This is a genomic window from Vibrio aquaticus (assembly GCF_003970385.1).
Lineage (GTDB): Bacteria > Pseudomonadota > Gammaproteobacteria > Enterobacterales > Vibrionaceae > Vibrio > Vibrio aquaticus.
The window spans coordinates 122831-144877 of record NZ_RXZH01000006.1; the positions used below are offsets into that span (position 1 = coordinate 122831).

The following is a 22047-nucleotide window of genomic DNA, read 5'->3' on the forward strand; positions in this document are numbered from 1 at the left end:
GTTAGGGATAATGACTACAAGAGGTCACAATGAGCAAAGAAATTAAAGCCCAAGTTGTTGTACTTGGTTCTGGTCCTGCTGGTTACTCAGCTGCATTCCGTTGTGCAGACTTAGGTCTAGAAACAGTACTAGTTGAACGTTACAGCACTCTTGGTGGTGTATGTCTAAACGTTGGTTGTATTCCATCTAAAGCACTTCTTCACGTTTCTAAAGTAATCGAAGAAGCGAAAGCAATGGCTGAGCACGGCGTTGTGTTTGGCGAACCACAAACTGACATCAGCAAGATCCGCATCTGGAAAGAAAAAGTTGTAAACCAACTGACTGGCGGTCTTGGCGGTATGGCTAAGATGCGTAACGTGACTGTTGTTAACGGTTTCGGTAAATTTACTGGCCCTAACTCTATCCTTGTGGAAGGCGAAGGCGAGTCAACAACAGTTAACTTCGACAACGCTATCATTGCTGCGGGTTCACGCCCAATCAAACTGCCGTTCATCCCACATGAAGACCCACGCATTTGGGATTCAACAGATGCGCTAGAGCTAAAAGAAGTACCAGAAAAACTGCTTATCATGGGTGGTGGTATCATCGGTCTAGAAATGGGTACGGTATACCACTCTCTAGGTTCTAAAGTAGACGTAGTAGAGATGTTTGACCAAGTTATCCCAGCGGCGGATAAAGACATCGTTAAAGTCTTCACTAAGCGCATTAAAGATAAGTTCAAGCTAATGCTTGAGACGAAAGTGACGGCAGTTGAAGCGAAAGAAGATGGTATCTACGTTTCAATGGAAGGCAAGAAAGCACCAGCTGAAGCTGAGCGTTACGATGCCGTTCTTGTTGCTATCGGTCGTGTACCAAACGGTGCACTTATCGACGCTGAAAAAGCGGGTATCGAAGTTGACGAGCGTGGTTTCATCAACGTTGATAAGCAAATGCGTACAAACGTTCCTCACATTCACGCGATCGGTGACGTTGTTGGTCAACCAATGCTGGCTCACAAAGGTGTGCATGAAGGTCACGTAGCGGCGGAAGTTATCTCTGGTAAGAAGCACTACTTCGACCCTAAAGTAATCCCATCAATCGCGTACACTGAGCCAGAAGTAGCATGGGTTGGTAAGACTGAGAAAGAAGCTAAAGCAGAAGGCATCAACTACGAAGTTGCGACTTTCCCTTGGGCTGCTTCTGGTCGTGCAATCGCATCTGACTGTGCAGACGGTATGACGAAGATGATCTTCGACAAAGATACTCACCGTGTAATTGGTGGTGCTATCGTTGGTACTAACGGTGGTGAGCTTCTTGGTGAAATCGGCCTAGCAATCGAAATGGGTTGTGACGCAGAAGACATCGCTCTTACTATCCACGCTCACCCAACTCTACACGAGTCTGTGGGTCTAGCTGCGGAAGTATTCGAAGGTTCAATCACTGACCTTCCGAACAAGAAAGCTGTGAAAAAGAAGAAGTAATTCTTTTTTAACCACTAGCTAATGTATTTGAAAACCGCTGAGTAATCAGCGGTTTTTTTATGTCTGTGATTTAGTGATGAATGTGCTGATAAACAGGAACAAAAAAGCCGATGCATGAACATCGGCTTTTCGTTTTCTGAAACCTAGAGGTTAGCTTTCATTTTTGTAGATACAAAGCATGTCTAAGTGACTTAGAGTCAGGCGTCGAATCGCACCTTCATCTTGAATACGGTTCGCTTGAATAAACAGTGAGTAGCAAATGCCGTGGAACAAGGTTGCTAGATCAGATGGATCATGACGGTCACACACTTCACCACGTTCAATCGCTTTGATAAACATGTTCTGTACAAGCAATTGGTTAGTGCGGTTGGTCGTTACGAACAGAGGCCATACTTCATCACGCGTTGAAGCACTCCACTCAAACCACACTTTTAACCAGTGGCAGTCTGAGATAACAAGCTCAGTCATTGCAGCGGTCAGGTTGGTTAAGTTTTCTTTTGCGTGAAGGTCTAGATCGATATTGTCCGAAAGGAAGTTTGAGAATTGACGAACAACGTAGTTTAAAACGTCATCGACTAAATCTTCACGAGTTGGGAAGTAGTTAAACACCGTGGCTACAGAGACTTGTGCGATCTCTGCAATGTCAGCGTGACCTCCACGGCCAATGCCTCGGCGAGCAAACACTTCAAGCGAGATTTCCATCAATTGTTGCTTTCGCTTTTGAGGAGACAAACGCGTGCGCGGTCTTTTTTCTATAGAGTCCATAATTAAAATCCTTGCCAAATGAGTTGTTTATAATGTTGGGCTTTGCCCTATTTAGTATTTTATTAGTGTAACTATGACGCTTTATGAGTGTAATGGTGCATATAATCAAGGTCAACGATCTTAGGCTACTTTATGAGCATTTTTGTCAATATCGTGCATCTGATCAATATGATGTACGACAAATGAATGCCAATATTTCTGGCAAACGTTTTTCCTCTTACTTGGCTGGTGTTAAACTAACGCCTAGCATAATCAGATGAATTTTGAGCGACTATAATTACGCTCAATATGACTAACGTGAAAAACGAGATTGGTATGAAACATACAGTAGAAGTGATGATTTCTGAGCAAGAAGTCAGCAAGCGAGTACAAGAGCTAGGTAAACAAATTACTGAGCATTACAAAGGCAGCGAAGATCTAGTGATGGTTGGTTTGCTACGTGGTTCATTTGTATTTATGGCTGATTTAGCACGTGCAATCGACATTACTCACTGTGTTGATTTCATGACGGCATCGAGCTATGGCAATACAATGGAAAGCTCGCGCGATGTGCGTATTCTAAAAGACCTAGACGATGACATTAAAGGCAAAGATATTCTTCTAGTAGAAGACATTATCGATACGGGTAATACACTAAACAAAGTGAAAGAGATTCTTTCTCTGCGTGAGCCAAAGTCTATTGAGATCTGTACGCTACTTGATAAGCCATCTCGCCGTGAAGTGGATGTTGATGTGAAGTGGATTGGTTTTGAAATCCCTGACGAGTTTGTCGTGGGTGTAGGCATCGACTATGCTCAGAAATATCGTCACCTACCATACATCGGTAAGGTTGTACCTCAAGAATAATGCCTACTCTGTGTAAATGAACAAACGCCCGCTATCTCTAGCGGGCGTTTTACTTTTTTATGGTGTCATTAGCGACACAGCAACTTATGAGTTGGATTGAGGATCGACTCCATCGCTTTTTGGTAGGAAGTGTCGACAGATTCACGAGAACTAGAACGCACACCTAAATACTCTAATTTACCATCTCCGATACCGTAGACAACGCCGTGAATCTCGACATCTTGGCCGCGCTCCCAAGCGTTTTGCATAATGGTCGAGTTACCTAAGTTGTAAACTTGTTCTGCAACGTTAATTTCCCCTAACTTATCGGCTCTATCAGCGACAGGCATGCCATCAAGGTACTTGCGATGTTTGAAGTAGAGATCGCGGATATGTAACAGCCAGTTGTTGATCAGGCCGAGTTGCGGGTTATCAATCGCAGCATTCACGCCACCACAGCCATAGTGACCACAAACAATGATGTGCTTAACCTTGAGAACATCAACGGCATATTGCACAACGGACAAGCAGTTTAAGTCGGTATGAATGACTTGGTTTGCGACATTTCGATGGACAAAAAGCTCACCGGAGTAGAGTCCAGTGAGTCGTTCGGCAGGTACTCGGCTGTCAGAACAACCGATCCAAAGAAAGCCGGGGCTTTGGCCATCTTCCAATTTTGTAAAATATTCTGGTCGCTCAGCTTTGATCTCTTCGGACCATTTTGAATTGTTTTCAAATAGCTGTTTAATTTCCGGCATCTTGTTCGCAATCCTTAAAAAATTCTTGCATCACTATACACAATGTTACAATTTCGTTCCTACGAATATTGTCAGAACAGGCACTCATCTGACGTGTTTGAGCGCTAAAAATCATAAACTTAGCTCTCATCCTAACTAACAGTTATAACGTATGAGTTATGAGATGTGATTAACACTTATCTCTCACAAGTAACATTTGGTAATATGATGAAATTAGCCACATTTCACAGCAATTTGATTACATATTGGCTGATATTTGGCTACAAATTATAGGGTTATTCTGGCTGTTATTTAGTGTATACCAACGTAAGCCAAAAATAAGATGTCGTTATTGCACCCAACTGAGTGTTGTCACTCGATAACACAACGCAAAATTCAGCGTATTGGGTGTTATATTTTTAGCAGGGAGCAAAGTTGTGTTCGCTAGTCGTTTTGAAGACATGAATCTCAAGGGAGATTTATTTGGTGGTGTCACCACCGCTATCATTTCTCTACCGTTAGCCCTCGCGTTTGGCGTAGCATCAGGAGCAGGGGCGGAAGCCGGCCTTTGGGGCGCAATCATGGTGGGGTTATTTGCTTCACTGTTTGGCGGTTCCAATACCCTTATCTCAGAGCCAACCGGTCCAATGACGGTGATCATGACCGCCGTATTGACCAGTATGATGGCGAAGTATCCAGAAACCGGCATGGCAATGACGTTTACGGTCGTCATGATGGCCGGTGCTTTCCAGATTCTACTCGGGACATTAAAGTTAGGTAAATACGTTACTTTGATGCCATATAGCGTGATCTCCGGCTTTATGTCGGGAATTGGCGTGATCCTTATTATTCTGCAATTGTCACCTTTACTTGGTCATGCGGCTCCGGCTGGTGGGGTGATGGGGACCTTATCCGCCTTGCCAGATACCTTGGCGAACATGAAGTTCAGTGAGCTATTCCTTGGTCTACTGACATTGGGCATTCTGTTCTTCTTCCCGAAGCGTTACCGTAAGTATGTGCCCGCTCAGCTTGTTGCTTTAGTTGCTGTTACGTTACTTTCCGTCATTCTGTTTGATACAGAAGCCATTCGTCGAATTGGTGAAATCCCAGCAGGTCTACCTTCCCTTGTTGTGCCGCATATTGACGCTTCAATGTTTACTGAGATGGTGATTGATGCGTTGGTGCTCGGCACGTTGGGCTGTATCGATACACTGTTAACGGCAGTTATTGGTGACTCGCTGACGCGTAAAGAGCATGACTCAGATAAAGAGCTGCGAGGCCAAGGCTTGGCTAATATGATCTCTGGTCTATTTGGAGCGCTGCCTGGTGCAGGTGCAACTATGGGCACGGTAACCAACATCCAAGTGGGCGCTCGCTCGCCACTGTCTGGGGTGATTCGTGCTTTGATGCTTGCACTGGTTGTTTTGGTTGCTGGTGGCCTAACAGAGCCAATCCCGATGGCTGTTTTGGCGGGTATTGCCGTGTATGTTGGCTTCAATATCCTTGATTGGAGTTTTATTCAACGTGCCCACAAAGTCAGCTTTGCCGGTATGGCGATCATGTACGGTGTCATGCTGCTTACTGTGTTTGTTGATTTGATCGTTGCGGTTGGTCTGGGCGTCTTTATCTCAAATGTGATCATCATTGAACGTTTGAGTCGCGAGCAAGCACGCCAAGTTAAAGCAATCAGTGATGCTGACGAAGATGATGTGCCACTATCCGACAGTGAACGTGGTTTGCTCGATATGGCCAATGGTAAGGTGCTGTTCTTTTACTTATCAGGGCCAATGATCTTTAGCGTATCGAAAGCGATCTCTCGCCAGCACACCAGTATCTCGGACTATGAGGTGATGATCCTAGATTTGACCGATGTGCCTATGATTGACGTAACGGTCGGCTTAGCTCTTGAGAATGCGATTAAAGATGCTTTGGATGCTAACTGTCAGGTGTATCTGCTTTGCCCGAATGACAAGACACGTCAGCAATTAGAAAAGTTCCATGTGATCGATTTGGTTCCCGATGACAACACCTTTAAGTTCCGCTACGAGGCATTGAAAGCGGCGATTAAGCATGTGGAAAGTGACGAGCATCAGACTGCTGTCGTGTAGCTAGAATGAATTTTATATTGTGTAAGCGCCGTAGGTAAAACCTGCGGCGTTTTTCTGTTTATAGACATTGGGAGCATCTATATTTCCAAATTATTCGAATGGTCTAATTGTAATCATCGCTTTTCAACGATAAACTAATCTACGTTTAGATAAGCAATGGCAATCGTATTCTATGTATGCACTCGAAATTGAGCAGCTTCGAAAAACCTATGCAGGTGGTTTCGAGGCTCTAAAAGGCATCAGCCTAAATGTAAAAAAGGGCGACTTCTACGCTCTGTTAGGACCAAATGGCGCGGGCAAGTCGACCACCATCGGTATCATTTCATCCTTAGTCAACAAAACCTCCGGCAGCGTTAAAGTATTCGGTTTTGATATTGATACGGATCTGGAGCTCGCCAAGCAAAACCTTGGACTAGTGCCACAAGAATTTAACTTTAACCAGTTTGAAACGGTCGAGCAGATCGTATTGCAGCAAGCGGGTTATTACGGCGTCCCTAAAGCTGTGGCGAAAGAGCGTGCTCAAAAGTATTTAACCAAGCTCGATTTGTGGGAAAAACGCAGCGAACGTGCTCGTAATCTGTCGGGCGGTATGAAGCGCCGACTGATGATTGCACGAGCCTTGATGCATGAGCCTCAATTGCTGATTCTTGACGAGCCAACAGCAGGGGTGGATATCGAGCTACGCCGCTCTATGTGGGAATTCCTTAAAGAGATCAATACCGAGTTAGGTATTACGATTATTTTGACCACACACTATCTAGAAGAGGCAGAAATGCTGTGTCGTAATATCGGCATCATCAATAAAGGTGAGCTGATTGAGAATACGACGATGAAGGCGCTGCTCAATAAACTTCACGTTGAAACTTTCATTCTGGATCTAGAGGAAGGAAGCAGTGAGCCGAAGCTTGCAGGGGTAAACAATCAAACCTTCGTTAATGGCTCTCTGGAAATTGAGATTGATAAGAGCCAAGGCTTGAATGACATTTTTGCCCAGCTTTCTGATCAAGGTGTGAAAGTGCTGTCTATGCGTAATAAAGCCAACCGCCTTGAAGAGTTGTTCGTTAGTATTGTTCGTCAAGGAGGGCAGTAATATGTTCCGTTTATATTGGACAGCTTTTTGTAGCTTACTGACCAAAGAAGTGACGCGATTCACTCGTATTTGGGTTCAAACCTTAGTGCCACCAGCGATCACGATGACGCTGTATTTTATTATTTTCGGTAACTTGATTGGTTCTCGAATTGGTGAAATGAACGGCTTTAGCTACATGGAATACATTGTGCCTGGCTTGATCATGATGTCAGTGATCACTAACTCTTATTCTAATGTCGCGTCATCTTTCTTTAGTGCTAAGTTACAAAAGAACATTGAAGAGTTGCTTGTCGCACCGGTACCAAACTACGTGATTATCGCCGGCTATGTGATGGGTGGCGTCACACGTGGTTTGTTAGTCGGAACGATCGTGACCTTTGTGTCACTGCTGTTTGTTGACCTGCAAGTGGAACATTGGGGCATTATCATCGCTACGGTGTTTATGACATCTGTTGTGTTTGCGCTAGGTGGTTTGATTAACGCCGTGTACGCAAAAACATTTGATGATATTTCAATTATCCCAACTTTCGTTTTGACGCCGCTGACGTATCTTGGCGGGGTGTTTTATTCGATCAGTCTGCTACCTGAGTTTTGGCAAGGCGTGTCGCAGATAAACCCAATCGTCTACATGGTCAATGCTTTCCGCTACGGATTCTTAGGTGTGTCGGATGTTGATATTGTCACGTCTTTTGGTGTGCTTAGTGTGTTTGTTGTCGCGCTTTATGCCGTCGCGCACTACCTAGTGACCAAAGGGATTGGTCTAAGAAGCTAATAGCGATATCATCATAAGGGGTCAACGGCCCCTTATGTCTATCGACATCTTTTATACACCCGCCTGTTTATAGTAGCCGAAATACTTCAGATAACTGGCTGCTTGTGAACACCATACCTTCCCCTCGATTTTCTTTTGCCTTGCTTGCTCCTAAGTATTGGCTGCTTTGGTTTGCTTTCGGATTGCTCGCATTGATCGTCAATATATTGCCCTATGCGATTTTGCGTCGTCTTGGCTATGGGGTGGGAGTATTGGCAATGAAGGTGTTAAAAAATCGTCACAAGATAGCGAAACGCAATTTAGATCTTTGCTTTCCAGGCAACAGTTCTGAGCAAAATGATGAATTGGTTCGAAAAAATTTCCAATACACAGGAATGGCACTGATTGAGACAGGAATGGCTTGGTTTTGGCCCAAATGGCGCGTACATCAGCTTTCTTCTGTCGTTGGAAAAGACACCTTACTGGAGGCACAACAAGAGGGACGTGGTGTGTTGGTACTGTGCAGTCACCATTTGAACTTAGAAATGACAGCCCGGATTTTTAGCCAGTTTGCCAAAGGGTATGGGGTTTATCGCCCTCATTCGAACCCAGTGTATGAGTTTGTTCAGCATCGCGGCCGCACTCGATTTGGCCATCAAATGATTGACCGAAAAGATGTGAAGTCGATGCTTAAGGTATTAAAGAAAGGCGAGCGATTGTGGTACTTACCTGACCATGACTATGGTGAGCAGAACTCGGTATTTGCACCGTTTTTTAATGTTGATCTTACAGCATCAACCGCTGGTTCAAGTGTATTAATTGATGCGACTAAGTGTGCTGTGATATCTGGAGTGACGGTAGTGGAAAATGGTCACTACACCTTACATATAGGCAATGATCTTAGTGCTCAAATCGAAAGGCGGAACCCAGTCAACGCGGCAACGATCTTAAATCGAGAGTTAGAGGGTATGATTCAACGCGATGTACCTGCTTGGATGTGGCTACATAAACGTTTTAAAACTAGGCCTGAGGGCATGCCAGAGCTATACGCTTAATTGATAAAGAAAAGGTCGACACAGAAGTCGACCTTTTTTACACCATTTGATTATTCTGCACTTTCCGGTGTAGGTTCAGAAGCTTCTTCTTCCTTAGACTCAACCACCATCTCAACCACTTGGTTATCGATGAGGCGCGCTTTGCCTAAGAACGCAGACATCAAGATCACCGCTTGAGTGGTCTCTTCTGTGATTGTTTGTAGCGTTCGAGCATCACGAATAAAAATTTCGTCCGGCTGAAGGCCTGCGGCACGAAGTTGATCGCTTGCATCTTCAATCACAGAGTCATAATCATTACGGCCACCGCGCATTGCGCTGCTGATCCAACGCATGGTACGAGCTAATACTGGTGCACGTTGACGCTCATCAATCGTCAGCAAGCCATTGCGAGAGCTCATTGCTAGGCCATCCATCTCACGTACTGTTGCTACGCCGATGATTTCGATATCCATCGCCAAGTCTTCACTCATCTTACGAATGACAGCCAGTTGCTGGAAGTCTTTTTCGCCAAAGCACGCCACGTCAGGCTGAACTATATTGAAAAGTTTAGTGACCACCGTCGATACACCACGGAAGTGACCTGGACGAGATGCGCCTTCTAAAATGGTCGATAAGCCAGGAACGTCAACAGAGCTTTGCGCTTCGACACCGTCTGGGTAGATGATTTCTGGTGTCGGAGTAAATACAAGTTCTACGTTTTCAGTCGTCAGCTTTGCGAGATCATCTTCCAGCGTTCGAGGGTAGTTGTTTAAGTCATCAGCACGGTCGAACTGCATTGGGTTAACAAAGATGCTAACGACAACAATATCAGCGTGCTTACGAGCTTTACGAACGAGCGTCAAATGGCCTTCGTGTAGGTTGCCCATTGTTGGAACAAAGGCGACTTTGCGGCCATCACGTTTGTACTGCTTGATCTGCTCTCTTAGAGCGGCAATGTCAGCAAAAGTTTGCATAATTGAATCCTTACGCGATGGTATGTGCTTCACCTGGGAAGGCTGCACTTTCTACGTCTTGCTTGTATTTTGCAACCGCTTTACGCATATCGCCAGTCTCAGCAAGGAAGTTTTTCGAGAATTTTGGCATGTAGTTCGCCGCAATTCCAAACATATCGTGCATTACAAGAATTTGGCCATCAGTCACATTGCCTGCACCAATACCAATCACAGGCACGTCACACACTTCAGTAATACGAGCCGCTAATTCCTTAGGAACACATTCAAGGAGAATGATTTGTGCGCCCGCTTCTTGCAAAGCGAGTGCATCACGAACCATGCGATCGGCTTTGTCTTGTTCACGGCCTTGAACTTTAAAGCCACCAAAGATGTTTACTGACTGAGGCGTTAAGCCTAAGTGAGCACAAACTGGCACTGCACGTTCTGTAAGAACTTTAACGGTATCAACTAACCAGTCGCCACCTTCAATTTTAACCATGTTCGCACCAGCACGCATAAGCGTTGCGGCGCTCTCACAAGCCTGCTCTGGCGTTGCAAAGCTCATAAAGGGCATATCCGCCATTAATAGGCAATTCGGGCTACCAGCGCGCACACAGCGCGTATGATAGGCAATATCTTCAACAGAGACAGGTAAAGTTGAAGATTCACCCTGCAGCACCATACCTAAAGAGTCACCCACAAGAAGCACGGGGATCTCTTGGCTTTCAAAAAGCTGAGCAAAGCTTGCGTCATAAGCAGTTGAAGTCGCAAACTTACGGCCTTCTTGCTTCCATTTCATCAGATCATTGATGGAAATTTTCTTCATGATTGTTCCTTACAGGAGTTGGCTATGATTGCCAAATGCGCAGACCGTTTTTATCAACAACACTCAGTAGGTCGTTCAGTCTGGTCCCACACGGGAGGGTTAAATTTGGTGCGATTTCTGCAAGCGGATAGAGCACAAACTCGCGCTCTTTCATTCCATAATGAGGAACCGTCAAACGCTCGGAATCCATCACCTCATTGCCATAAAGGAGAATGTCGAGGTCAAGAGTTCGAGGGCCCCAACGTTCTTCTTTACGGACGCGCCCTTGCTCTAGCTCGATAGTTTGAGTGCAATCAAGCAGTTCAAGCGGCGTTAATTCTGTGTTTACTTCGACAACCGCGTTGATGTAGTCCGGTTGATCCTGTGGTCCCATTGGTGTGCTGCTGTATAGGGAAGAGCAGTTCACCATGTGACTTTTTGGTAGCTGCTTTACCGCTTCAATCGCGACTTTTGCTTGTGCTACGGGATCGCCAAGATTACTTCCAACCGCGATAAATACCGTGATCATGATGAAGCCTTGGTTTTTTTCTTACGGTAGTTTTTACGGCGGCGCTGTTTAGGATGTCCTTCGCCTGCGTCATCTAGGTCTGCGACCATGGCTTGACGCATATTACGGCCGGCGTTTTGGAAGGTGTCCCACCATTTTGCTAGGTGCTGAACATCACCTTGTTCAATCTCGCCACGCATTTCGAGGAAATCAAAACCCGCACGGAATTTGTTCAGTTCCATTAAGCGGAAGGCGCGTTTACCGTTACGGCGAGGCAGGCGTGTTTGCAACTGCCAAATTTCACGGATCGTCGCAGTATGACGGCGAGGAATCGCAATGGTGCGAACTTGGTCATCAAGGATGTAGTTGCTCGCTTCCATGATCGCGTCATAAGAGGAAAGCTTACGTGTTTCCATCAGCTGCTTAGCTTTCTCTTGCAGCGGGTACCAAAGCATTGCTGCAAACATAAAGGCTGGGTTGATACGCTTACCTTCTTCGATGCGTTGATCGGTTGAATCAAGCACCAAGTCCAACATCTGCTCGGTTGGCGAAGAGTAATCTTCGGTAAAGAATTCCGCAATAGTCGGGAATAACTGCTGGAATAGGTTGTACTCACGCATTAAGTGGTACGTTTCTAGACCATACCCAGATTGAAGCATCTTAAGAGATTCTTCATATAGACGAGCGGCAGGAATATCTTGAAGTAACGTGGCCATCTCTTCGATAGGCGCAGCGGTTTCTTCTTCAATATCAAAATCGAGTTTAACTGCAAATCGAATGGCACGAAGCATACGAACTGGATCTTCACGGTAACGTGTTTCTGGATCACCCAATAGGCGAACCAGTTTGTCATTTAAATCTTCGTTACCGCCAGCGTAGTCGTGAATCGAATAGTCGCTGATGTTGTAGTACATCGCGTTAATGGTGAAATCTCGACGCTCGGCATCTTCATCAATGGTGCCGTAAACGTTGTCACGCAGTAGCATCCCTTCTTTGGATTGCTGTGAAACGTTCTTACTCGGTTCTTGATGGTGTCCACGGAAGGTGGCGACTTCAATAATATCGCGGCCAAACATAATATGGGCAAGGCGGAAACGGCGGCCAATCAGGCGACAGTTTCTGAACAGGTTTTTAATCTGCTCTGGCGTTGCGTTAGTCGCAATATCAAAATCTTTAGGTTGCTGTCCTAGTAATAAATCACGGACTCCACCACCGACTAGGTACGCATCAAAGCCTGCACCATTTAGGCGATAAAGCACCTTCAATGCATTATCACTGATCTGTTTGCGCGAGATGTTATGTTCTTGGCGAGTAATAATATTTAAAGCAATATCAGAGAATGTTTCTGTTTTGCTTGGTGTATTGTCGTTTTTGTTCATGTGCATCTGGCAATAATTGGTCAAGCCAACCTTGCTTGAGTTAAAGATTTAGGCCCAATAGGGGCGAATTTGCGGCTAATAATAGCCTACACCGAGCGGTTTGAGAACATGGGTGTGATCTCAGTCGATTCTGGAAGTTGACTTAAGTGCCATTTTTCTACTCCCCACTGAATGATTTCACCGATCGCTGCTGCTCTAATTTCTTCATTAATATCAAACCCTAAGAAAGACATTGCATCAAGAAGCGCGGGCTTAGGGTTGCGATTATCAATGGCTTTTGCGTGATTCTGTTTCGAGAGCTTTTGGCCATTCTTGTCCAAAGCTAACGGTAAATGAAGATAGCTTACCGGTGATTGATTAAGCATTTTATACAGGCTGATTTGTCGGCCTGTTGGTTCAATCAAATCGGCCCCTCGAACGACTTCTGTAATCCCTTGGTCGATATCATCTAACACGACAGCAAGGTTATAGGCAAAAAGTCCGTCTCGGCGCTTAATGATGAAGTCCTCATCGGCCAATTGAGTCGGAATCGTTAATACGTGGTGGCGCTTGTCTTCAAATTGGTAGATCGGATGGTTCATACGTAAGCGAATCGAGCATTGATCATGATTCGTCAGGGCTAAATCCCGACATGTCGCCATATAAAAACCACCAGCAGCTTTAATTTGCTTACGGGTACACTGGCAGTAATACGCTTGCCCCGATTGTAGCCACGTATTGATTTGGTCTTGATAGAGATCGTGACGCTCGCTTTGGTAAACAACCTCACCGTCCCAATGAAGTTGATAAGCTTCTAAGGTCTCTAAGATAAGTTTACTTGCGCCGGGCATCTCTCTTGGCGGATCGAGATCCTCAATGCGAACGAGCCACTGACCTCGTTGAGATTTGGCTTGAAAGTAACTGCCTAACGCAGCGATTAAAGAGCCAAAATGCAAAGGGCCAGAAGGCGAGGGAGCAAAACGACCAATATAACTCATAGTGGAACTCTGAATCTAATAAACCAAAAAGGGAGCCAAGGCTCCCTTCAATAGTCAGTCAAAGCGTCAATTAGCCTTGCATCTGCTTTTCTTTGATTTCTGCAAGTGTTTTACAGTCAATACAAAGGTCTGCTGTTGGGCGAGCTTCAAGACGACGAATACCGATCTCAACGCCACAAGATTCACAGAAGCCAAAATCGTCTTCTTCGATTTTGTTTAGTGTCTTCTCGATCTTCTTGATTAGGCGACGTTCGCGATCACGGTTACGTAGCTCTAAGCTGAACTCTTCTTCTTGAGAAGCGCGGTCAACGGGATCAGGAAAGTTTGCTGCTTCGTCCTGCATATGGTGTACAGTGCGATCAACTTCTTCCATGAGCTGGTTGCGCCAAGCTGATAAAATTTTTGTAAAATGAGCCATTTGCTCAGGTGACATGTACTCTTCACCTGCTTTCTCTTGGTATGGCTCAACCCCTGCAATGGCTAGGATGCCTAGCGCTTTTTTCTTTGATTCTGGCATGCAGCATCTCCTACTAACACCTAGTCAACTGCGCTCGCAGTCAATTTAAGGCGGGTATCTATAGCAAAAAGAGTCATCGGAGGCAAATACTGATGAGTAAAGTTATTGTCAATGTGAAGGTGCCATCATTTTTAGTCGTTAATGACTGAAACCTATCGCTTCCGTTAACTTTATCTCATTATTTGAAAGCTCGGCTTTGTAGCACAGAACTTCCACTCCTTGCTCTTGAGCGTATTTAAGTAATTGTGAATATTTGGCGTCTATATGGAGTGCCGGAGAAACTTTTTCAATCCCTGAATGTAAAACAGTGAATAAAAGTACCGCTCTGCTTCCATTTTGCGCCATTTCAGTCAGCTCTCTGAGGTGCTTTTGACCTCGGGTAGTCACTGCATCAGGGAAGTAACCTTGCCCCTGATTATCCTCATCCAATAAGGTGACGCTTTTTACCTCTATATAGCATTTTGGTTCAGTTTCTGAGTTGAGCAAGATATCAATCCGACTATTTTCTTTACCATATTTCACTTCGGTTTGAAGTTGATCGTAATCTTGCAGCTCTTTAATAACCCCAGACTCGATAGCCTCAACGGCCAATTGGTTGGCTCGTGCGGTATTGATACAGATCTGATGCCCTTGCGCGGTTTCGGTTAATTCCCAGCTGTTCGGGTATTTTCGTTTCGGATTGTCTGAGGTTGAATACCACACCTTATTGCCTGGTGTAGCACAGCCCGTCATTGCGCCCGTATTGGCACAGTGAATTGTGCGTTCGCTGCCATCGGGTAACGTAATGTCGGTCAGGAAGCGTTTGTAGCGTTTAATTAAGGTTGCCGATTCTAATGGCGGTTCAAACTTCATTTGGCACTGTTTTTATGTACAATAGTTGCACTCATTACACCACAAGGTTTCCCCATTGTCACAATTGCCTATTCAAGGCGTGATGCCAGAGCTGCTCTCTGGTGTTCGCGACAATTCTCAGCTCATTCTTAAAGCGGCACCCGGTGCGGGTAAGTCGACCTATTTCCCGTTGCAATTGCTGTTGGAGGAGGTCGTTAGTGGCAAAATCATTATGCTTGAACCAAGGCGTTTAGCGGCGAGGAATATCGCTCGTTATCTCGCAAGTCAATTGGGGGAAAGCGTCGGTGAGCGAGTTGGCTATCGAGTACGTGGGGAAAATAAAACCAGCCCACAGACTCAACTCGAAGTGGTCACGGAAGGAGTTCTGACTCGAATGATTCAGTCTGATCCTGAATTGTCAGGAGTGGATTTGATCATCTTTGACGAGTTTCATGAACGCAGTATTCATGCCGATACCGCTCTCGCTTTTTGTTTAGAAATTCAAGAAGCGTTGCGAGATGATCTTAAGCTGGTGGTCATGTCAGCAACGTTGGATCACAACGCGTTGGGCAAACTGCTGCCAGAGGCTCAGTTTGTGGAGTCTCAAGGTCGAAGTCACCCTGTCGAGTATCGTTATGCGCCTATGAAGGCAAATGATCGTTTAGAAGATGTGATGGCAAAACAGATCGTCAGTTTGATCAACAGTGAATCAGGCTCGCTATTGGCCTTTCTTCCCGGTGTGGCGGCGATTAAGCGTGTTGAAGAGCGATTACAAACCTTACCTTCCGATGTGCAAATTTGTCCATTGTATGGCCAGCTTGAGTTCGCTCAGCAACAAGCTGCGATCCAACCAGCTAGTGATGGCAAACGCAAAATCGTGTTAGCGACCAATATTGCCGAAACTTCCTTAACCATTGAAGGTATTCGTTTAGTGGTCGATTCAGGTTTAGAGCGTGTTGCTAAATTCGATCTGAAAAGTGGCGTGACCAAACTGGAACAAACTCGTATAGCTCAATCTTCTGCAGAGCAGCGAGCAGGGCGCGCAGGGCGCATTGAATCTGGTATTTGTGTCAGGCTGTACAGTGAAAGCCAGTTAGCTCAGCAACCTTATGTGCCGCAGCCTGAAATTGTGCACACTGATTTATCTAATCTAGTGTTAGAACTGGCCCAATGGGGCGCACAGGATCCGAACGAGTTAAGTTGGCTAGATGTGCCTCCTTCTGCGGCCATTAGTCAAGCAAAAAGCTTATTACAGCAGCTTGGACTGATTGATGACAAAGGGCAGCTGACGGAGTCTGGCAAAAAGGCCGGGGAGTTAGGATTAGATCCCCGCTCAAGTGCCATGTTAGCGGGAGCGCAGCATCACACCAAAACAGCCGTTGCCATTGTGGCATTACTGGAAGATCCTGAACGCAATACACTCGATTTTCTCCATAGTGTCCATCGGTTTAAATCTGGCAAACATTCCAAACAGCGCATTGTGATGCAGCGTGCTAAAGCGTTAGCTGCTCGACTAGGTATCCGATTTGATTTGGGTGATATTGAGGAATCTCAGGTCGCCACTTTATTAGCGATCGCGTTTCCTGATCGAATTGGTCAATCTCGTCTGAATCAACTTGGCCGCTTTGTGTTAGCAAATGGACATGGCGCTGATGTTCAAGAAACCGAACGCCTCGCCAGCAGTGATTATATTGTGGTGCTGGATCTCATGCGTAGTCACTCTGATTCCTCAAGGATCTTCTCCGCAGTAGAGCTTGATATTTATTCGCTTCAGCAGACCAATTCAGCTTTATTCGAAAGCATCGAAAGCGTCGATTGGGATGAAAAACGAGGCAAGCTAGTGGCTGAAAAACAGCTCAAGCTAGGGCGCTTAATCATCGAGCGTGTTGCGTTGCCCGAGCCTTCTAGCGAAAAAATGACGCAAGCTTTACTTAATTTCATCCAACGAAAAGGGCTTTCAGTATTAAATTGGTCAGAGGCGAGTAAGGCGCTGCTAGAGCGTTTGCGTTGCGGGCAAGAGTGGTTACCAGATCAGTCGTGGCCAGATTTAAGCGAAGCGGGGTTAGTTGCACATTTGGATAAGTGGTTAGAGCCTTACTTAAATGGTGTTAACTCAGTCAAAGCGTTGGCTAAAGTCGATTTGCATGCGGCACTATTAGCTTACCTAGGCTGGCCACTCAATCAAGAAATTGATCAGTGGTTACCGACCCATTATCAGGTTCCGACCGGCAGCAAGAAAGCGATACGTTATCAACAAGGACAAGACCCTGTGCTTTCAGTACGTATGCAAGAGGTGTTTGGCGAGCAATCCTCTCCTCAAATTGCACAAGGACGAAAGACGCTCGTTTTAGAGCTGCTTTCTCCTGCTCAACGCCCATTGCAAGTGACGCGTGATCTCGCCAGTTTTTGGTCAGGTTCTTACAAAGAAGTCCAGAAAGAGATGAAAGGGCGCTACCCTAAGCATGTATGGCCAGATGACCCTGCAAACCACGTAGCTACGACAAAAACAAAACGACAGTTAAACTCATGACCAAGAAAACCACCACGACAAAACCAAAGTCGACAACAACCAAGAAGCCGGCTCGCAAACGTGCATCAAAACCCAGAAAACCGGCCAACAAAAAAGATGGGCAGAAGAGTTGGCTTAAAATGCTATGGGGTATTGGCTGGAAGCTCGGTGTGGCTGTATTTGCAGTGCTGCTGTTTGTTGGAATCTACTTAGATACAGTGGTGAAGCAGCGCTTTGAAGGGCAGCTGTTTGATTTACCTACCGTGGTTTATGCGCGCATCCTCAATTTAGCGCCGAGCGATAACATTACCATTCAAGAAGTGCGTAATGAATTAGATGTCTTGAACTACCGCAAAGTTCGTCAGCCGCGCTACCCAGGGGAGTATTCCTCGTCTTCAACCAAGATCGAAGTGATCCGTCGTCCTTTCGAATTCAGTGATGGGCCTGAACCGGATCGTCATGTGATGCTTCACTTTGACTCTAATAGCCTGACGCGTATTCAATCTTTAGAAAGAAAAGGCGATATGGGTTACTTGCGCATTGAGCCAAAGATGCTCGGCATGCTTGAAAAGAATCATGATGAGCAACGTTTGTTCCTGCGTCGTGATCAGTTCCCAGAAGTGATGGTGGATGCCTTGTTGGTGACTGAAGATAGAAACTTCTATCAACATGACGGCGTTTCTCCGCTAGCGATCGCTCGTGCTATGGTGGCGAACGTCAAAGCAGGTCGAACCGTTCAAGGGGGCAGTACCTTAACGCAGCAGTTGGCTAAAAACATCTTCTTGTCGAGTGACCGAACCTTATGGCGAAAGGTGCGAGAGGCGTATATTGCCTTGATATTGGATTATCGTTACAGCAAAGACCGTATTTTAGAAGCTTACTTGAATGAGGTTTACCTTGGTCAAAGTGGCGGTGAGGCGATTCATGGTTTTGGTTTGGCTTCACGTCTTTATTTTGGCCAGCCAATCCAAGAGCTGCGAATTGATCAGTTGGCACTGTTAGTGGGTATGGTGAAAGGCCCGTCCTATTACAACCCGGTGCGTTTTCCAGAACGTGCTAAAAAACGTCGAGACTTAGTGCTGCGATTGATGATGCAGCAAGACATACTGACGGCTGCTCAGTTTGATATGGCCGCTAGCAGACCATTAGATATTCAAGATAATCCTAGAATTGCCAGTCGTCAGCCGGCTTATTTTCAGCAGTTGAAAATCGAACTGAAAGAGAAAGTGGGCGACGCTTTCCAATCTGATGTGGGTTTACGAGTGTTTACTTCTCTCGACCCGGTTTCTCAACAAAAGCTAGAGCAAGCGATAGCGAAAAAGATCCCTCAACTCGCCAGTGTGGCTGGTAAATCATTAGAGGGTGCTGCGGTGGCGGTGGATCGCCACACCGGTGAGATACGCGCCATGGTGGGCGGTAAGCGAACGGGTTATGACGGTTTTAACCGTGCTCTGAATGCCAGCCGACAAATCGGTTCATTGGCGAAACCTGCGGTGTATTTGGCAGCGCTTGAGCAGCCTGAAAAGTATAACCTAGCAACGACACTGCACGATAAGCCAATCAGCTTAAAAGGCAGCAAAGGCAATGTGTGGTCGCCTCGTAACTACGATCGTAAGTTCCGCGGTGATGTGCCACTGTATACAGCTTTAGCCAAGTCGTTAAATGTGCCGACCGTCGAACTGGGCATGCAAGTTGGGATTCCTAGAGTGGTTGAGACGCTTGAGAAGCTGGGGGTGGATGAAAATGAGATTCGTCCTGTGCCGTCGATGTTCTTAGGTTCGTTTACCTTAACGCCATTTCAGGTAGCGCAAATGTACCAAACGCTGACCAACTCAGGCCGACAAGCCAAGCTCTCAGCGCTGCGTTCAGTGATTGATTTAGAGGGGAATATTCTGTTTCAGTCTTTACCAAGCGCGTCTCAAACGGTTGACCAACAGGCGGCTTGGCTCACGACTTATGCTATGAAGCGTGGTGTCTTGGAAGGTACGGGTCGTTACTTAAATAGTCAGTTTTCATGGGCGGCATTGGCTGGTAAAACCGGAACCAGTAACGATACACGTGACAGTTGGTTTGTCGGCGTTGATGGCCGAGAAGTGACGACGATTTGGTTAGGTCGAGATGACAACAAACCGACTAAGTTAACTGGTTCAAGTGGCGCTCTGCGTGTTTATGCTGAATACCTGAATCACCGAATTCCACAGAAGCTAACCTTACCCTGGCCACAAGAAATTGGCACTTATGGCTTCAGTAAAACGGCGCAGGGGAGCTTGGAGCTTGATTGTCAGAACGGGTTTAAGTTGCCCGTCTGGGATGCACAAGGCACCTTTAAGAGTCATTGTGACAATCAACCAAAGCAATGGATTAAGAAATTATTCAGTTGGTAGAAGCGACAAGCTAGGAATGGTAAGAGAAATTAACGCTTTACGGTTATTTCACCACCCAGTATAAACGTAGTCATCACTTTAGAAAGGAACTCGCACCGTGAGAAAGCTGACTTATCTCATTTTAGGCCTCTTCACCATGGCATCATTTGCTGTGAACGCAACGACAGTGAATGAAGAGCAACCTCCACGCCCTAAAATTGCCCTGGTACTTGCAGGTGGTGGGGCGAAAGGTGCAGCTCACATTGGTGTGTTGAAAGCGTTAGAAGAGATGCGAGTTCCAGTTGATTACGTTACGGGCACAAGTATGGGCTCTTTTGTCGGCGGCTTATATGCGACCGGTATGAGTGCTGATGAGATTGAAGCCTATATTGATACGGTAGATTGGAATAGCGGTTACCGAGATCGTGTTGATCGCAGTCAGCGAAAAGTGCAAGACAAAGAGTATGAGGATCGCTATCAGCTAACCACGGATCTTGGTTTGCGCTGGGGCGAAATTCGCGGAACGAAAGGGATCGTTCAAGGTCAGGGCATGCTCAAATTACTGCGAGAAACGGCCGGTAACTTACCCCCTTTTGAGTCTTTTGATCATCTCGCGATTCCTTACCGTTCGGTAGCGACAGACATCGTAAACCTTGAACCAGTGATTATCGGTGATGGCTATCTCGTGGATGCCATGATGGCCAGTATGTCAGTTCCTGGGGCGTTACCACCCTACAAGCTAAATGGTCAGTTACTGGTTGATGGCGGCGTGACCAATAACATGCCAGTCGATGTGGCGCGTGAGTTAGGTGCAGATATCGTTATTGCTGTAGACATCAGTACTGATTACAAGGATGAAGAAGACTTCACCAACCTTTTTTCTGTGGCTGATCAACTCTCAAACTACTTAGTCCGCAGTACTACCAATCGCCAAGCTGAAACGCTGACAGAACATGACTATTTCCTAAAGCCTGAAGTTGGGGAAATGGAAACCACTGAGTTCGACAAAATGCCTGAAGCATTTGAAAAAGGTTATGAGTCGGCCATGGCCGAAAAAGAGGCACTGTCAAAAATCGCACTCTCTTCGGCAGACTATCAACGTTACGTTGAAGACAAGCAGAATGCTCGCAGACAGCTCCACTATGGCGATAACATCACGGTCGATGAAATCGTGATTAATAACCACACCCACTATTCTGAAAAGTTACTTGAAAGACGTCTTGATCTTCATGAAGGTGAGCAGTACAAATTGGCCGAAGTGGAACAGAGCATCCAGAATTTATATGCTTTGGATCGCTTCGAATTAGTGACGTATCGTTATGATGAAGTCGATGGGAAAGATCAGCTGATTGTTGATGTGAACGAGAAATCTTGGGGGCCGAACTACGTTAACTTCCGTTTCTTCTTGGAAGATGATTTCTCTACAGACAGTCAGTATTCGATTGGCACATCGGCTAACTTTACCAACTTGAACTCTCACGGTGCTGAACTTAGAACGAACTTTGAAATTGGTACCGATAAGCTGATTGAAGCTGAGTTCTACTCGCCATTCTTGTCCAGCCAAAAAACCTTTACTACGTTTGGCATTTCATACAGCAATGAGAAACGAAATGCACCAGCAACCGGATTTGATGATACCTCTTTAGCCGCAACGGAAAACTATTTGCCGGTTTCTTATACTGAGTGGGCTGCAGAATGGGCGATTGGTTATCAAGATACGTTGTGGCGCCGTTTTATGGTTGGCGCCCGTTATGTGGACGGCGACGGTGAGCTATCGACATTACCTATCTATGGTGATGTCGCGTTTACGCGTTTAGGAGCCTTTGCTAGCTATCGTATTGATACCTTGGATAACTACAGTTTGCCCACCAAAGGCATTTATCTCGACTTAGATTATATGATCTCTCACGATGAGAGTGTCGGGGATACTCAGTTTGTCGACGATCAAAGAGATGAAGATACATCTTATGAATTTGGTGCCAAGTTGATCGCTGCCCATACATTTTCTCGCCATACTTTGGTCGCAAATGCTGAGCTCGGTTTTGTGACCAGCAAAAATTCATCAGTGCCAATTGATCCCAAAGAAATCGGTGGTTTCCTTAACTTATCCGGTATCCCTAGAAACAGTTTGATTGGGGAAAATAAGGTCTTTGGTAGTTTGGTTTACCGCTATCGCTGGTTTGATAATGACTTCGGATTGTTCACTTCACCATTCTATGTAGGGGCATCATTAGAATATGGTGGGGTTTGGTCTGACCAAGACCTAGACATTAACAGCGCACCACTTTATACAGCAGGTTCACTCTTTGCTGGTGTTGACTCACCCATTGGTCCAATTATGTTGGGCTATGGCCGGACGGAGCAGAACTATGACTCTATCTATCTGATCATAGGCACCACGTTTAAATAGCCTGTAAGCGATACAAAGCGCCTAT

The 22047-nt window shown here is 45.8% G+C and carries 18 protein-coding genes; 9 read left to right on the forward strand and 9 right to left on the reverse strand.

Annotated features, from left to right (window positions below):
* Positions 1-29: 29 nt before the first annotated feature.
* Positions 30-1460, forward strand: coding sequence for a dihydrolipoyl dehydrogenase (gene lpdA / locus EJ063_RS14180; protein WP_126575013.1), 1431 nt, complete (start codon positions 30-32; stop codon positions 1458-1460).
* 150 nt (positions 1461-1610) lie between these two features.
* Here the strand turns inward: lpdA and EJ063_RS14185 are convergent, their stop codons facing one another.
* Positions 1611-2225, reverse strand: a complete 615-nt coding sequence (locus tag EJ063_RS14185) for a LuxR/HapR/OpaR family quorum-sensing transcriptional regulator (protein ID WP_126575014.1) — start codon at positions 2223-2225, stop codon at positions 1611-1613.
* A 315-nt stretch (positions 2226-2540) separates the two neighbouring features.
* On the opposite strand from EJ063_RS14185, the gene hpt reads away from it, so the two are divergent.
* Positions 2541-3071 (forward strand): hypoxanthine phosphoribosyltransferase, encoded by a 531-nt coding sequence (gene hpt / locus EJ063_RS14190; RefSeq protein ID WP_126575015.1) that lies wholly within the window; start codon positions 2541-2543, stop codon positions 3069-3071.
* A 68-nt stretch (positions 3072-3139) separates the two neighbouring features.
* On the opposite strand, the gene can is transcribed toward hpt, so the two are convergent.
* A complete protein-coding gene (can, locus tag EJ063_RS14195; RefSeq protein WP_126575016.1) occupies positions 3140-3808 on the reverse strand; it encodes a carbonate dehydratase in 669 nt (222 codons plus the stop codon).
* 416 nt (positions 3809-4224) lie between these two features.
* Here can and EJ063_RS14200 point away from each other — a divergent pair, with 416 nt between their 5' ends.
* From EJ063_RS14200 to lpxL, 4 genes are all read left to right on the forward strand, one after another.
* On the forward strand, positions 4225-5895 hold the full coding sequence (locus EJ063_RS14200; protein WP_126575017.1) for a SulP family inorganic anion transporter: 1671 nt from the start codon (positions 4225-4227) through the stop codon (positions 5893-5895).
* A 172-nt stretch (positions 5896-6067) separates the two neighbouring features.
* Positions 6068-6985, forward strand: coding sequence for an ABC transporter ATP-binding protein (locus tag EJ063_RS14205; RefSeq protein WP_126575018.1), 918 nt, complete (start codon positions 6068-6070; stop codon positions 6983-6985).
* 1 nt (position 6986) lies between these two features.
* Positions 6987-7757, forward strand: coding sequence for an ABC transporter permease (locus tag EJ063_RS14210; RefSeq protein ID WP_126575019.1), 771 nt, complete (start codon positions 6987-6989; stop codon positions 7755-7757).
* 104 nt (positions 7758-7861) lie between these two features.
* A complete protein-coding gene (gene lpxL / locus EJ063_RS14215; protein WP_126575020.1) occupies positions 7862-8791 on the forward strand; it encodes an LpxL/LpxP family Kdo(2)-lipid IV(A) lauroyl/palmitoleoyl acyltransferase in 930 nt (309 codons plus the stop codon).
* A gap of 50 nt (positions 8792-8841) precedes the next feature.
* Here the strand turns inward: lpxL and panC are convergent, their stop codons facing one another.
* From panC to sfsA, 7 genes are all read right to left on the reverse strand, one after another.
* A complete protein-coding gene (gene panC / locus EJ063_RS14220; protein WP_126575021.1) occupies positions 8842-9744 on the reverse strand; it encodes a pantoate--beta-alanine ligase in 903 nt (300 codons plus the stop codon).
* 10 nt (positions 9745-9754) lie between these two features.
* Positions 9755-10549 (reverse strand): 3-methyl-2-oxobutanoate hydroxymethyltransferase, encoded by a 795-nt coding sequence (gene panB / locus EJ063_RS14225; protein WP_126575022.1) that lies wholly within the window; start codon positions 10547-10549, stop codon positions 9755-9757.
* Between the two features lie 22 nt (positions 10550-10571).
* On the reverse strand, positions 10572-11057 hold the full coding sequence (gene folK / locus EJ063_RS14230; RefSeq protein WP_126575023.1) for a 2-amino-4-hydroxy-6-hydroxymethyldihydropteridine diphosphokinase: 486 nt from the start codon (positions 11055-11057) through the stop codon (positions 10572-10574).
* Positions 11054-12421, reverse strand: a complete 1368-nt coding sequence (gene pcnB, locus EJ063_RS14235; RefSeq protein ID WP_126575024.1) for a polynucleotide adenylyltransferase PcnB — start codon at positions 12419-12421, stop codon at positions 11054-11056. The genes folK and pcnB overlap by 4 nt, the downstream gene beginning before the upstream one ends.
* Before the next feature lie 80 nt (positions 12422-12501).
* Positions 12502-13392, reverse strand: coding sequence for a tRNA glutamyl-Q(34) synthetase GluQRS (gene gluQRS, locus EJ063_RS14240; RefSeq protein WP_126575025.1), 891 nt, complete (start codon positions 13390-13392; stop codon positions 12502-12504).
* A gap of 70 nt (positions 13393-13462) precedes the next feature.
* The gene (gene dksA, locus EJ063_RS14245) at positions 13463-13909 is read right to left on the reverse strand and encodes an RNA polymerase-binding protein DksA (protein WP_004410083.1); all 447 of its coding nucleotides are present in this window, start codon (positions 13907-13909) and stop codon (positions 13463-13465) included.
* 138 nt (positions 13910-14047) lie between these two features.
* Positions 14048-14761, reverse strand: coding sequence for a DNA/RNA nuclease SfsA (sfsA, locus tag EJ063_RS14250; RefSeq protein ID WP_126575026.1), 714 nt, complete (start codon positions 14759-14761; stop codon positions 14048-14050).
* Between the two features lie 55 nt (positions 14762-14816).
* Here sfsA and hrpB point away from each other — a divergent pair, with 55 nt between their 5' ends.
* From hrpB to EJ063_RS14265, 3 genes are all read left to right on the forward strand, one after another.
* Positions 14817-17270, forward strand: a complete 2454-nt coding sequence (gene hrpB / locus EJ063_RS14255) for an ATP-dependent helicase HrpB (RefSeq protein WP_126575027.1) — start codon at positions 14817-14819, stop codon at positions 17268-17270.
* Positions 17267-19633 (forward strand): penicillin-binding protein 1B, encoded by a 2367-nt coding sequence (mrcB, locus tag EJ063_RS14260; RefSeq protein ID WP_126575028.1) that lies wholly within the window; start codon positions 17267-17269, stop codon positions 19631-19633. The genes hrpB and mrcB overlap by 4 nt, the downstream gene beginning before the upstream one ends.
* Positions 19634-19769: 136 nt before the next feature.
* Complete coding sequence (locus EJ063_RS14265) at positions 19770-22022, forward strand: patatin-like phospholipase family protein (RefSeq protein WP_126575117.1); 2253 nt, start codon at positions 19770-19772, stop codon at positions 22020-22022.
* The last annotated feature ends 25 nt before the right edge of the window (positions 22023-22047 follow it).